The sequence below is a fragment of the Mycolicibacterium sp. MU0050 genome (assembly GCF_963378085.1).
GTDB classification, from domain to species: domain Bacteria; phylum Actinomycetota; class Actinomycetes; order Mycobacteriales; family Mycobacteriaceae; genus Mycobacterium; species Mycobacterium wendilense.
Map to the genome: position 1 here is coordinate 3,622,011 of NZ_OY726395.1, position 12,719 is coordinate 3,634,729.

Below are 12,719 nucleotides of genomic sequence, written 5' to 3' on the forward strand. Positions count from 1 at the left end.
CTCAGACGGTGCATTCGGTGGCCGCCACCTGGGTGGCGATCACGCAGGCCGAGGCGTTGGACAGCTTCCAGTCGCCGCCCTGCTGCACCCAGTAGATGTCGTGGGTGCGGGTTCCCATCACCGGCACCGTGACCGCCAGCTGGGCGTCCAACCGGTCGCCGTTGACGGTGGGGTTTTGGACGCGCCAGTTGAACAGCGCCGAGTAACGGTTCATCTGGTTGGCGATGTTGTTCGCCGTGGGCACGGCGGCCTGCCCGCCCTCCAGCTTGGCGGCGCGCTCGGCGTCGGAGGCGCCGGTGTTGAGGACCACCTGCAACTGCGAGGTCAGCTGATCGGCCGTCGGCGCCGCGCTCGGTTCGGCCGCGGCCAGTCCCGCACCACTGAGCGCGCCCGCGCCCAAGATCACCATCGCCGCAATTGCCGCACGCATGCTTCCGCCTCTCGCCTGGTCAGGTCCGGGCTCACCCAAGCACCCCGACGAAGACGCCGCAAGACCTACGTCCGCGCAATTGGTGAGCAGAACGCCGCCGAGCGGCCACCCTGGTACAGGATCCGAGCCGAAACCGTACCTGGATGGCCGCTCGCGCAGGGGATTTGCTAGGGCAGCGCCAGCCGGAAGATCTTGCGCACCACCGAGGCGAACTGCCTGGGCAGCGAACCGGCGTTGTACGGGATCCCGTAGCGGCCGCAGATGTCGCGGACCTCCTCGGCGATCTCGGCGTACCGGTGCGCGGGGATGTCCGGGAACAGGTGGTGCTCGATCTGGAAGGACAGATTGCCGCTCAAGATGTGGAACAGCTTGCCGCCGGTCAGGTTCGCCGACCCCAGGATCTGCCGGAAGTACCACTGCCCACGCGTCTCGGCCTTGGTCTCCTCGATGGTGAACTCCTGGGTACCCGCCGGGAAGTGTCCGCAGAAGATGATCATGAACGCCCACACGTTGCGCATCAGGTTGGCCGTCATGTTGCCGGCGAACACCAGCGGGGCGAACGGGCCGGCCAGCAGCGGGAACGCCACGTAGTCCCGGAGGGTCTGCGTCCTGGTCTTGGCCCAGATCTCGCGGAGCACCTCGCGCTTGTCGGCGACGGTGATCTCACCGGCCCGGATGCGCTCGGTCTCCATCTCGTGCAGCGCCACCCCGTACTGGAACAGCACCATCAGCAGGAACGCGTACACCGGATTGCCCAGGAAGTACGGGCTCCACTTCTGGTCCTCGCTCATCCGCAGGACGCCGTACCCGATGTCGCGGTCCATGTCGACGATGTTGGTGTAGGTGTGGTGGGAGTAGTTGTGCGAGCGCCGCCAGTGCTCGGCGGGGCAGGCGGTGTCCCACTCGAAGTCCCGGCCCTGCAGTCCCGGATCGCCCATCCAGTCGTACTGGCCGTGCATGACGTTGTGGCCGATCTCCATGTTGTCGATGATCTTGCTCAGCCCGAGCATCGCCGTGCCGGCCAACCAGAACGGCGGAAAAATCCCGGCAAACAGCAGTGCGCGGCCGCCGATTTCGAGGCCGCGCTGGGCCTTGACCATCCGGCGGATGTAGCCGGCGTCGCGCTCACCGAGGTCGGCGATCACGCGCTCCTTGATGGCGTCGAGTTCGGCGCCGAAGGCCTCCACCTGTTCGGGGGTCAGGCGCACGGTCGTGCCGTTGACGCGCTTTTCCAGCGTGCGTTGGGCCGGGGTGGTGACGGTGGGGTCGATGGTGGCGGTCATTGTTGAGCCTCCTTGGGGTTACAGCGCGATGTCGACGTCGCCGACGGGAACCGAGACGCAGATCCGCACGTCCTCGTCGTCGGCGGTGGACACCGCGCCGGTGGTCAGGTTCTTCACCGCACCGCGGGTCTTGCGGCGGGTGCAGGTGTTGCAGATGCCCATCCGGCATCCACTTTGGGGCCGCAGGCCGGCGTCCTCGGCCTGCTGCAGCAGTGGGCGGCCGTCGTCGTCGACGGTGACGGCGCTGTCGGAGAACGACACCCGCCCGCCGGTGGCCCCCGGGTCGACGGCGAAGACCGGCGGCACGAAGCTTTCCGACCGCGCCGTCGGGTGCTGGGCGCGCACCGCGTCGAGGAGCCCCTGGGGTCCGCAGACGTACACCGCGTCGGGGGCGGTCATCGCGGCGTCGAGGTGGCCGGGTTCCAGGTGGCCCGCGAGGTCGCCGGCGCCGGAGCGGGTGTAGCCGTACAACACCCGGACGTCGGCCATCGCGGCGAGTTCGGGGGCGTAGGCGACGTCCTCGGGCCCGCGGGCGTAGTGCACGAACGCGATCTCGCTCGCGCCGCCGCGGGCGCGCAGCGTCCGCAGCATGGACAGCACCGGGGTGATGCCGCTGCCGCCCGAGACGAACAGCACCCGGCGGGCGCCCGGATCCAGGGTGAAGTCCCCGGCCGGCGCGCTCACCCCGACGACCAGCCCGGGCCGGGCGTGGTCGTACAGGTACGAGGACACCAGGCCGCCGTCGTGCCTACCGATCGTCAGTTCGATCAGTCGGGCGTTCTCGGCGTTGGCCGGCGAGTAGCAGCGGGTATGGCGGCGGCCGTCGACCTCGACGGTGACGCTGAGGTGCTGGCCCGCCCGAAATCCGGTGAACATACGTTCGCCAAGACGGTTGGGCTCCAAGGTCAGCGTGACACTGCGCGGCGTTCGCCGGCGGACCGCCAGGACGGTGGCCCTGGCCTCGCGGCTCGTCCACGCCGGGTCCACCAGCTCGGTATAGCTGTCCACGCCGTGCGGCCCGGTCAGCACGCCCATCAGCGGCGATTGCAGCACTTTGTCCCACAGACGGAGCTTGCGTGTTTCAGTGAACATATGTACACCGTGCGGGAGTACGCGCCGTCGCGTCAATGAATCTCCGCCCCATTGTGGTAGGTTTCACACTCGGTGAACAGTCGTACTCCGAAATCACATTCGTCGCGGTCCGGGCGCTCCTCCCGCGGATCGCGAGCCGGAGATGCCCTCTCCCGGATCGAACGCAAGGAGGCCACCCGGCGCGCGATCGTCGACGCGGCGCTCAAACTGCTGGCCGAGGACAGCTTCAGCGCGCTGAGCCTGCGTGAGGTGGCCCGAGAGGCCGGCATCGCCCCCACCGCGTTCTACCGGCACTTCGACTCCATGGAGGCGCTGGGCCTGGTTCTCATCGACGAGTCGTTCCGCACCCTGCGCGACATGCTGCGCGGCGCGCGCGCCGGCAAGCTGGACCCGACCCGCACCATCGACTCCTCGGTCGACATCGTGATCAGCGGCATCACCGCGCGGCCCGAACACTGGCGATTCATCACCCGCGAACGCTCGAGCGGGGTCGCGGTGCTGCGTTACGCCATCCGCACCGAGATTCGCCTGCTCACCTCGGAACTGGCCATCGACCTGGCCCGGTTCCCGGGGCTGTCGGACTGGAGCAGCGAGGATCTGAACATCCTGGCGATGCTGTTCGTCAACGCGATGATCTCCATTGCCGAGGCCCTGGAGGACACCACGGATCCCGCTGCCATCGAGGAGATTCGGCGCACCGCCGTCCGACAGTTGCGGATGATCACCGTGGGTGTGATCGGCTGGCGCGCCGAGGGCCGATGATCACGGCGTGCGCGCGCTGACGAATCGGCGTGGCCGTCCGGTGATCGGGTCCTCGAATTCCAACGCCTGCGCCACCAGCCGCAGGGGCGTCGAAAAATCCTCTGGTGCAACCTCTTCGACTTGCGGGTAGAGCGGGTCGCCGGCGATCGGCGCCCCGATCGAGGCCATGTGCACCCGCAACTGATGGGTCCGGCCCGTCCGCGGGGTCAGCCGGTAGGTGTCCGCGCCGACGGCCTCGATGAACGTCTCGGCGTTCGGTTCTCCGGGTTCGACGACCGCCTGCAACTGCCCGCGCCGCTTGACGATCCGGTTGCGGATCACCGCCGGCAGCGTCACGCTCGGCTCGCCCTGGGCCACCGCGAGATAGGTCTTGTCGACCGCGCCCCGGGAGAACATCGTCTGATAGGCGCCTCGCACCTCGCGGCGCGCGGTGAACAGCAGCACCCCGGCCGTCAACCGGTCCAGGCGGTGCGCTGGGGCGAGTTCGTCGAGGTCGAGTTCCCGACGCAGGCGGACCAGCGCGGTCTGTACTACGTGCGCGCCGCGCGGCATCGTCGCGAGGAAGTGCGGCTTGTCGACCACCACGATGTCGCTGTCCCGGTGCAGGATCGGGAGTTCGAACGGGACCTCCACCTCCTCGGGCAGGTCGCGATAGAAGAAGACGTGCGCCCCGGCGGGCAGCGACGTGGTGGCATCGACGACCGCACCGTTCGGCAGAACCACCTCGCCGGCGAGCACTTTGGCGCCGATCCCGAAGCGGGATTGAAGTTCGTCGTGCACGTTGCCGCCGCGCAACCGCAGCCGCGCCGGCCCCAACCCGTCACGCACCGGCAGCGGCGGGACCTTCAATTGAGCGGAACGGGTTCGAGGATCTCGGCGCGCGCCTCCGGGGCCGAGGCCCGCAGCGCGTCGGCCGACTCGTCGTCGGGTTGCGCCTGCGATTGCACCTCGGCCTCCACCCGCGCGACGTAGGTCGCCACCTCGCGCTCCACGTCGTCCTCGGTCCACCCCAGGTAGGGCGCGACCACCCCGGCCACCTCGCGCGCGCAATCCACGCCGCGATGCGGGTATTCGATGGAGATCCGCATCCGGCGCGCTAGGATGTCCTCGAGATGCAGCGCCCCCTCGGCCGCGGCCGCATACGCCGCCTCCACCTTGAGATACACCGGCGCCTCGGCGATGGGTTCCAACAAGTCCCGGTCCTCGGCCGCGAGCGCCAGCACCTCGTCGATCAGCGAGCCGTAGCGGTCCAACAGATGGCGAATCCGGTACGGGTGCAGCCCGTTTCGCTCCCCCACGTGCTCGGTCTGGTTGATCAGGGCAAAGTAGCCGTCGGCGCCGGCCAGCGGCACTTTCTCGGTGATCGACGGGGCCACCCGGGTCGGGACGAACTCCGCGGCCGCGTCGATCGCGTCGGCGCCCATCACCCGATAGGTCGTGTACTTGCCACCGGCGATTGCCACCAGACCCGGCGCGGGCACCGCGACGGCATGTTCGCGCGACAGTTTCGAGGTGTCGTCGCTCTCCCCGGCCAGCAGGGGGCGCAATCCCGCGTAGACGCCGTCGATGTCGTCGTGGCTCAACGGGGTGGCCAACACGGTGTTGACGTGCTCGAGGATGTAGTCGATGTCGGCCTTGGTGGCGGCCGGGTGCGCGAGGTCGAGATTCCAGTCCGTGTCGGTGGTCCCGATGATCCAGTGCGTCCCCCACGGGATCACGAACAGCACCGACTTCTCGGTGCGCAGGATGATGGCCACCTCGCTGACGATGCGGTCGCGCGGGACCACGATGTGCACCCCCTTGGAGGCGCGCACCCGGAATCGTCCGCGTTGCTTGGACAGGGCCTGGATCTCGTCGGTCCACACGCCGGTGGCGTTGACCACGACGTGGCCATGCACGTCGGTGACCGCGCCGTCCTCGGAGTCACGGATCCGCACGCCGATGACGCGGTCCCCCTCCCGCAGCAGCGCCACCACCTGCGTCGAGGTCCGTACCACCGCGCCGTAGTGGGCCGCGGTGCGCGCCACCGTCATGGTGTGCCGGGCGTCATCGACCACGGTGTCGTAATAGCGGATGCCGCCGATCAGCGAGCTGCGCTTGAGGCCCGGCGCCAACCGCAGCGCGCCGGACTTGGTCAGATGCTTTTGCGCCGGAACCGATTTCGCGCCGCCTAGTTGGTCGTAGAGGAAGATTCCCGCGGCCATGTAGGGCCGCTCCCACCAACGGTTGGTCAGCGGGAACAAAAACGGCAGCGGTTTGACCAAATGCGGCGCCAACGTCGTCAGGGACAGCTCGCGCTCGTAGAGCGCCTCGCGCACCAGGCCGAACTCGAGTTGCTCGAGGTAGCGCAGACCGCCGTGGAACATCTTGGACGACCGGCTCGAGGTGCCCGAGGCGAAGTCGCGCGCCTCGACCAGCGCGACGCGCAGCCCGCGGGTGGCGGCGTCCAACGCGGCCCCGGCGCCCACCACCCCGCCGCCGATGACCACCACGTCGAACTGTTCGGAGCCGAGGCGTTCCCACGCCCTGGCGCGTTGGGCGGGATTCAGCACCGCATCCGTGTCCGGAACGCCCACAGGTGTGGCTCCTCCGCCCGCTCGTGCCGCCCCTGCAAGCGGGGGACCCCAGCTGGCTGCGTCGTCCACGCGGCCAGATGGCGTAACTCCTCCGCCCGCTCGTGCCTCACTGGCTGCGTCGTCCACGCGTGCTCCTCGCTGCTCGGGGCTACTTGGGCCGTACCGAACTCAGGTTACGTGCTGTCCACCCCGAGTGTGCCCCTCGCGAGCGTGCGTAAACCCGGGGACAGCCCGGCGTGTCGGCCGGGGACGCGCACCTTCGCGCTGGAAAAACAGGGGGCATCAGTCGAGGTCGTCGTGGGCCATCAGGCGTCGGGCTGCCTCCACGATCGAGCCCGACAGCGACGGGTACACCGACAGCGTCTGCGCCAGGTCCGTCACCGAGATGCGGTTCTGCACCGCCAACGCGATCGGCAGGATCAGCTCCGAGGCGATCGGCGCCACCACCACTCCGCCGATCACCACGCCGGTGGCCGGCCGGCAGAAGATCTTGACGAAGCCGTGGTGCAGCAGCGACATCTTGGCGCGCGCGTTGGTGTTCAGCGGCAGCATCAGGGTGCGGGCCGGCACGCTGCCGTCGTCGATCGCGCTCTGCGGGATGCCCACCGCCCCGATCTCCGGGCTGGTGAATGTCGCCGCCGCGACGGTGCGCAGCCGGATCGGCGACACCCCCTCACCCAGCGCGTGGTACATCGCGATGCGGCCCTGCATCGCCGCGACCGACGCCAGCGGCAGCAGGCCGGTGCAGTCGCCGGCGGCATAGATTCCCGCGGCCGGGGTGCGCGACACCCGGTCGACCGGGATGTAACCGCCGGGGGCCAGTTCGACGCCCACGCGTTCCAGCCCCAGACCGCTGGTGTTGGGCACCGACCCGACGGTCATCAGCGCGTGGCTGCCCTCGACGGTGCGGCCGTCGGCCAGGTTCACCCGCACCCCGGTCGCGGTGCGTTCCACGGAGTTGGCGCGGGCGTTCTTCACCAGCGTGACGCCGCGCTCGGCGAACACCTGCTCGAGCACGGCGGCGGCGTCGCTGTCCTCGTGCGGCAGGATCTGGTCGCGGCTGGCCACCACGGTGACGGTCACCCCGAGCTCGGTGTAGGCGTGGCAGAACTCGGCGCCGGTCACGCCGGAACCGACGATGACCAGGTGCTCGGGCAGCTCGTCGAGGCCGTAGAGCTGCCGCCAGGTCAGGATCCGCTCGCCGTCGGGTTCGGCGTTGGGCAGCACCCGCGGGCGGGCTCCGGTCGCGATGAGCACGACGTCGGCCTTGAGCACGCCAACCCGGCCGTCGGACCCGGTCACCTTGACCCGGTGGTGCGCCATCCCGGACACGTCGTCGACCAGCTCGCCGCGCCCGCTGACCACGGTCACGCCGCTGTTGAGCAGCTGGTTGCCGATGTCGGCGGACTGCGAGGCCGCCAGTGTCATGGCGCGGTTGTTGATCTGGCTGACGGTGATCTTCGCGGCGTCGATGCCGATGTCGAAGCCCAGTCCTTCGGCCCGGCGCAGCTCGGTGCGCACCCCGGTCGAGGCGATGAACGCCTTGGAGGGCACGCAGTCCACCAGGACCGCGGCCCCGCCGATGCCGTCCGAGTCGACCACGGTGACGTGGTTGGCGTCCTTGCCGTACCCGGCGGCCACCAGGGCCGCCTCGTAGCCGGCCGGTCCACCACCGATGATCACGATGCGTCTCACCACAGCTGCTCCACGTGGTTCAACCTAGGCCAACCGCGGCCGCGACGTCGCCCGGGCGGCGGATGTCGGCGCTCCCGCTCGCTGTCCGTCTAAGATTCCCCCCGTGCCGCTCTACGCTGCCTACGGGTCCAACATGCATCCAGAGCAGATGCTGGAACGGGCACCGCACTCCCCGATGGCCGGGACCGGCTGGCTGCACGGCTGGCGGCTGACCTTCGGCGGTGCGGACATCGGGTGGGAAGGCGCGCTGGCCACCGTCGTCGAGGACCCGCAGTCGAAGGTTTTCGTCGTGCTCTACGACATGACCAAAGAGGACGAGGAGAACCTGGACCGCTGGGAGGGCTCCGAACTCGGCGTGCACAAGAAGATCCGCTGCCGGGTACACCGGGAGACCTCGGACACCGACACCGGCCCGGTGCTGGCCTGGCTCTACGTCGTCGACGCCTGGGAGGGCGGCATCCCGTCGGCGCGCTATCTGGGAGTGATGGCCGAGGCCGCCGAGATCGCCGGGGCGCCCCCCGAGTACGTCCACGACCTGCGGACCCGGCCCGCCAGCAACATCGGTCCGGGGACCTGACGGCCTAGAACGCCGCGCTGTGGTCCACCAGATTGGCCATCACGCGCACCCCCACGGCCAGCGCCCGCTCGTCGAGGTCGAAGTTGGGCTGGTGCAGGTCCACCTGCGGGCCGCTGCCGCTCCAGACCCCCAACCGCGCCATGGCGCCCGGGATCTCCTCCAGGTACCAGGAGAAGTCCTCGCCGCCGCCGGATTGCCGGGTGTCGGCGAGCGTGTCCGGGCCCAGGGCCTCGATCGAATGGGTGAGGATCCGCGTCGAGACCTCCTCGTTGACCACCGGCGGAACGCCGCGGCGGTACTGCAGGGTGTGCTCGATGCCCAGCGGCGCCAACAGCCCCGACACCGTCTCGGCGACCAGGTCTTCCAGTTCCAGCCAGGTCTCCCGGCTGGCGGTGCGCACGGTGCCGGCCAGCGTCCCGGTCTGCGGAATCGCGTTCGCGGCCACGCCGGACTTGACCGCGCCCCACACCATCACCGTGCTGTGCCGCGGGTCGACGCGGCGCGACAACACCCCGGGCAGGCCGGTGATCAGCGTGCCGAGCCCGTAGACCAGGTCGCCGGTCAGGTGCGGCCGGGAGGTGTGCCCGCCCGGTGAGTGCAGGGTGATCTCGATCGAATCCGCCGCCGAGGTGATGGGCCCCGGCGTGGTCGCCACCCGGCCGACCGCCAGCCGCGGATCGCAGTGCAGCGCGAAGATGCGCGACACCCCCGTCAAGGCGCCGGCGGCGATCGCGTCGATGGCGCCGCCCGGCATCAGCTCCTCGGCGGCCTGGAAGAGCAGCCGCACACCGACCGGCAGCTCGGGTGCGGCGGCCAGCGCCAGCCCGGTGCCCAGCAGGATCGCGGTGTGCCCGTCGTGACCGCAGGCGTGCGCGACGTTCGGCACCACCGACGAGTAGACGGCACCGGTGCGCTCGGCCATCGGCAGCGCATCCATGTCGGCGCGCAACGCGATGCGCGGTCGGTGCTCCGGGCCGATGTCGCAGGTCAGCCCGGTGCCGCCCGGCAGGACCTTGGGGTTCAGGCCGGCGTTGGCCAGTCGCTCGGCGACGAACTGTGTGGTTTCGAACTCCTGGCGGCCCAGCTCGGGATGCCGATGCAGGTGCCGACGCCATTCGACCAGGTCGTCGAAGTTGGCGGCCAACCAGGACTCGGCGACGTCGGCGACAGTCGGTGCGGTCATGCCACCCGCCTCTCCCGCAACTCGAGTACCCGGTCGCGCTGCAGCGGGGTCTCGGCGAGTTCGACGACGGTACGCGCCAACAGCACCGCCCCGTCGATCACCGCCCGGTCGCCGCTGGGGCTCGCCGCCGCCGCCGCGAACGCGGGCTGATGCACGGACGCGCCGCCGGCCTCGACGCCGACGATGGGGTGGATGCCCGGCAACAGCTGGGTGACGTTGCCCATGTCGGTGCTGCCCAACGGGAACGCGGCCTCGACGTCGGCGGGCACCGGGTTGCGCCCGGCCCGCCGCATCTCGGCCCGGAACGCGTCGGCCAGCCAGCGGTCGGGACGCAGTTCCCGATACACCGGGGAGACCGGGGTGACGTCGTACTCGCACCCGGTGCCGACGGCGCCGGCCAGAAAACATCCGGCCACCTTGTCCTCCAGGTCACGCAGCGCCTCGGTGTCGTTGGCGCGCAGGGTGTAACGCAGCGCGGCGCGGCCGGGCACGATGTTGGGCGCCTGTCCCCCGTCGGTCACGATGCCGTGCAGCATCTGGCCGGGCAGCAGGTGTTGCCGGGCCAGCCCGATCGCGACCTGCGCGACGGTGACCGCGTCGGCGGCGTTGACCCCCAGAAACGGCGCCACCGCCGCATGCGCCTCGCGCCCGGTATAGGTCGCGGTCACCTCAGCCAGCGCCAGCGACCGCGCCGCGGCGATGTCGAGCGGACCGGGGTGGATCATGACCGCCGCGGCCAGGTCGTCGAACACCCCGGCTTCCAGCATCAGGACCTTGCCGCCGCCGGCCTCCTCGGCCGGCGTGCCGATCAACACGACGGTCAGACCCAACTCGTCGGCCACCTCGGCCAGCGCGAGCGCGGCGCCGACGGCGGCCGCGGCAATGATGTTGTGCCCGCAGGCGTGGCCGATCTCCGGCAGCGCGTCGTATTCAGCGCACACCCCGACAGTCAGGGGCCCGCTGCCGAACGACGCGCGGAAGGCGGTCGGCAGGCCGCCCGCGCCGGGTGTCACCTCGAAGCCCCGTTCGGCCGCCAACGCCTGGGTTTTGGCGCAGCTGCGGTGCTCCTCGAAGGCCAGTTCGGGTTCGGCGTGGATGTCGTGCGACAGCTCGATCAGATCGTTGCGGTGCCGCCCGACGGTGTCTTCGACGACGTCGGCGCACGCCGATGAGGAGACACTGGGCATCGTTGCAGTATCGCACTGGCGGATTAGGGTGATCCCTCGTGACCGTCGATCCCGTTCCATCGGTGTCCGAGGCCGCCGCCGCGATCGCGCACCGCACCGGAGTCGATCGGCACGACGTCGCGGTGGTGCTCGGCTCCGGCTGGGCCGCCGCGGCACAGACCCTGGGCGAGCCCACCGCCACCCTGCCGATGTCGGAGCTGCCCGGTTTCACCCCGCCGAGCGCCGCGGGCCACCGCGGCCAGGTCCTCTCGGTGCGGGTCGGTGACCGCCGGGTGCTGGTGATGCTGGGTCGCATCCACGCCTACGAGGGTCACGACCTGCAGCATGTGGTGCATCCGGTGCGCGCGGCCTGCGCGGCCGGCGTCGACACCGTGGTGCTGACCAACGCCGCCGGCGGGCTGCGCGCGGACTTCTCGGTGGGTCAGCCGGTGCTGATCAGCGACCACCTCAACCTGACCGCCCGCTCGCCGCTGGTGGGCGCGCAGTTCGTCGATCTGGTCGACGCGTACTCGCCGCGCCTGCGGGCGCTGGCCAAACAGATCGACCCGACGCTGACCGAGGGCGTGTACGCCGGGCTGCCCGGCCCGCACTACGAGACCCCCGCCGAGATCCGGATGCTGCGCACCCTGGGCGCCGACCTGGTGGGCATGTCCACGGTGCATGAGACCATCGCCGCGCGCGCCGCCGGCGCGCAGGTGTTGGCGCTGTCGCTGGTGACCAACCTGGCCGCCGGGATGACCGGTGCGCCGCTGAGCCACGCCGAGGTGCTCGAGGCGGGGCGTCAGTCCGCGGCGGCGATGGGTGCCCTGCTGGCCGCCGTCGTCGCGCGGCTCTGACGGCCGAAGCGCCGGCCCAACGCCACGATGCCGCGCGCCAGTAGCGGGGCCGCGAACAGCATCGCCAGGATGCGCAGCACCTGCGCGGCGACGATGAACGTGACGTCGGAACCGGTCTCGACCGCCGTCGCCAGGACCGCGTAGACCCCGCCCGGGCTGGTCGCCAGGTACCCCTCCAGCGGGCTCAGCCCGGTGACTCGCGCCAGCAGCAGACCCAGGCCGGCGGTGGCCACCCCGAGCGCCACGATCAACGCCAACGCCAACGGCAGCGTGCGGCCGACGGCGCGCAGCGCCTCCTGGGTGAAGGCCAGGCCGGCCTGCCAGCCGACCAGCGCGTAGGCCACCTGGACCAAAACCATCGGCACCGCCAGGCCCAGCGACCAGCCCGCGACCTCCAGGCACACCGTCACCGCCATCGGACCCAGCAGACCCGCCCCGGGCAACCGTGCCCAGCGGCCCGCCACGACGCCGACCACCGCGATGACGGCCACCATCGCGAGGCTCAGGTACCACGGCGCCGCGCGGGCCTGCTCGGGCAGCGACGCCGGTTGCGAGCGGTCGGCCACGAAGATCACCGTCACGACGACCGGCATGGACGCGGTGATGAGGCCGACGCGCAGGTACTGCACCACCGCCACCACCCGGTCGTCGCCGCCGAGTTCTCGGGCGATGGCCACCAGGCCCGAGGCGCCCCCGGCCACCAGGGCCAGCGCCCCGGTCAGCGGACTGACGTCGCGGTGCAACCCCAGCAGCGCGCCCGCGGCGAGGCTGATCACCAGCGTGGCGACCACCACGCCGACGACGATCGGCCAGTGCGCGCCAAGTGCGGACAGGGAGTCCGAGGTCACCATGGTGCCGATGTAGACGCCGAGGACGGCCTGGGCGGCCAGCCCGCCACGGCGCGGCACCCCGGCGGGCGCGAAGGAGGCCAGCGCCAGGACGATGCCCACCACCAAGGCGGCGAACAAGGCCGCCGACGGCACCCCGACCCGGTTCAGCACCACGCTGGCCGCGGTGGTGACAGCGACGAGCACCAGCCAGCGCACCACCGACCGCCCACGCTCCCTCACCATCACGATTACCAAGTATGCCCTTGTT

12 protein-coding genes are annotated in these 12,719 nt (G+C 70.7%); 3 read left to right on the plus strand and 9 right to left on the minus strand.

Features of this window, described 5'->3' with window-relative positions; translation table 11 throughout:
* Position 1 precedes the first annotated feature (1 nt).
* The 3 genes from R2K23_RS17235 to R2K23_RS17245 all read right to left on the minus strand — a co-directional run bounded on the left by R2K23_RS17235 (position 2) and on the right by R2K23_RS17245 (position 2,805).
* Complete coding sequence (locus R2K23_RS17235; protein ID WP_316510777.1) at positions 2-430, minus strand: MTB12 C-terminal domain-containing protein; 429 nt, start codon at positions 428-430, stop codon at positions 2-4.
* Positions 431-597: 167 nt separating this feature from the next.
* Positions 598-1,713: a fatty acid desaturase family protein gene (locus tag R2K23_RS17240; protein ID WP_316510778.1), complete on the minus strand. Its 1,116-nt coding sequence runs from the start codon at positions 1,711-1,713 to the stop codon at positions 598-600.
* An 18-nt stretch (positions 1,714-1,731) separates the two neighbouring features.
* Positions 1,732-2,805, minus strand: coding sequence for a ferredoxin reductase (locus R2K23_RS17245; RefSeq protein ID WP_316510779.1), 1,074 nt, complete (start codon positions 2,803-2,805; stop codon positions 1,732-1,734).
* A gap of 72 nt (positions 2,806-2,877) precedes the next feature.
* Between R2K23_RS17245 and R2K23_RS17250 the strand changes: the two genes are divergently transcribed.
* The gene (locus R2K23_RS17250) at positions 2,878-3,567 is read left to right on the plus strand and encodes a TetR family transcriptional regulator (RefSeq protein WP_316510780.1); all 690 of its coding nucleotides are present in this window, start codon (positions 2,878-2,880) and stop codon (positions 3,565-3,567) included.
* On the opposite strand, the gene R2K23_RS17255 is transcribed toward R2K23_RS17250, so the two are convergent.
* The 3 genes from R2K23_RS17255 to R2K23_RS17265 all read right to left on the minus strand — a co-directional run bounded on the left by R2K23_RS17255 (position 3,568) and on the right by R2K23_RS17265 (position 7,841).
* Entirely contained in the window at positions 3,568-4,395 is an 828-nt protein-coding gene (locus tag R2K23_RS17255) for a pseudouridine synthase (RefSeq protein ID WP_316510781.1), read from the minus strand. It abuts the gene before it with no gap.
* Positions 4,396-4,412: 17 nt separating this feature from the next.
* Positions 4,413-6,143 carry a glycerol-3-phosphate dehydrogenase/oxidase gene (locus R2K23_RS17260; protein ID WP_316510782.1) on the minus strand — a complete coding sequence of 577 codons (1,731 nt, stop codon included), beginning with the start codon at positions 6,141-6,143 and terminating at the stop codon, positions 4,413-4,415.
* Positions 6,144-6,425: 282 nt separating this feature from the next.
* Positions 6,426-7,841 carry an NAD(P)H-quinone dehydrogenase gene (locus R2K23_RS17265; RefSeq protein ID WP_316510783.1) on the minus strand — a complete coding sequence of 472 codons (1,416 nt, stop codon included), beginning with the start codon at positions 7,839-7,841 and terminating at the stop codon, positions 6,426-6,428.
* Between the two features lie 100 nt (positions 7,842-7,941).
* Here R2K23_RS17265 and R2K23_RS17270 point away from each other — a divergent pair, with 100 nt between their 5' ends.
* A complete protein-coding gene (locus R2K23_RS17270; protein ID WP_316510784.1) occupies positions 7,942-8,415 on the plus strand; it encodes a gamma-glutamylcyclotransferase family protein in 474 nt (157 codons plus the stop codon).
* 4 nt (positions 8,416-8,419) lie between these two features.
* Here R2K23_RS17270 and R2K23_RS17275 read toward each other — a convergent pair whose 3' ends face one another.
* Positions 8,420-9,598 carry a M20 family metallopeptidase gene (locus R2K23_RS17275; protein WP_316510785.1) on the minus strand — a complete coding sequence of 393 codons (1,179 nt, stop codon included), beginning with the start codon at positions 9,596-9,598 and terminating at the stop codon, positions 8,420-8,422.
* Positions 9,595-10,785 carry a M20 family metallopeptidase gene (locus R2K23_RS17280; protein ID WP_316510786.1) on the minus strand — a complete coding sequence of 397 codons (1,191 nt, stop codon included), beginning with the start codon at positions 10,783-10,785 and terminating at the stop codon, positions 9,595-9,597. Before R2K23_RS17280 ends, R2K23_RS17275 begins: the two co-directional genes overlap by 4 nt.
* 38 nt (positions 10,786-10,823) lie before the next feature.
* Between R2K23_RS17280 and R2K23_RS17285 the strand changes: the two genes are divergently transcribed.
* On the plus strand, positions 10,824-11,621 hold the full coding sequence (locus tag R2K23_RS17285) for a purine-nucleoside phosphorylase (RefSeq protein ID WP_316510787.1): 798 nt from the start codon (positions 10,824-10,826) through the stop codon (positions 11,619-11,621).
* Here the strand turns inward: R2K23_RS17285 and R2K23_RS17290 are convergent.
* The gene (locus R2K23_RS17290; RefSeq protein ID WP_316517363.1) at positions 11,567-12,694 is read right to left on the minus strand and encodes an AbrB family transcriptional regulator; all 1,128 of its coding nucleotides are present in this window, start codon (positions 12,692-12,694) and stop codon (positions 11,567-11,569) included. The two genes, R2K23_RS17285 and R2K23_RS17290, sit on opposite strands and share 55 nt — an antisense overlap.
* Between the last annotated feature and the right edge of the window lie 25 nt (positions 12,695-12,719).

Coding starts and splice junctions, on each gene's coding strand:
- R2K23_RS17275 (WP_316510785.1), bottom strand. CDS start 9,598: ATGACCGCACCGACTGTCGCCGACGTCGCCGAGTCCTGGTTGGCCGCC.
- R2K23_RS17280 (WP_316510786.1), bottom strand. CDS start 10,785: ATGCCCAGTGTCTCCTCATCGGCGTGCGCCGACGTCGTCGAAGACACC.
- R2K23_RS17235 (WP_316510777.1), bottom strand. CDS start 430: ATGCGTGCGGCAATTGCGGCGATGGTGATCTTGGGCGCGGGCGCGCTC.
- R2K23_RS17245 (WP_316510779.1), bottom strand. CDS start 2,805: ATGTTCACTGAAACACGCAAGCTCCGTCTGTGGGACAAAGTGCTGCAA.
- R2K23_RS17290 (WP_316517363.1), bottom strand. CDS start 12,694: ATGGTGAGGGAGCGTGGGCGGTCGGTGGTGCGCTGGCTGGTGCTCGTC.
- R2K23_RS17240 (WP_316510778.1), bottom strand. CDS start 1,713: ATGACCGCCACCATCGACCCCACCGTCACCACCCCGGCCCAACGCACG.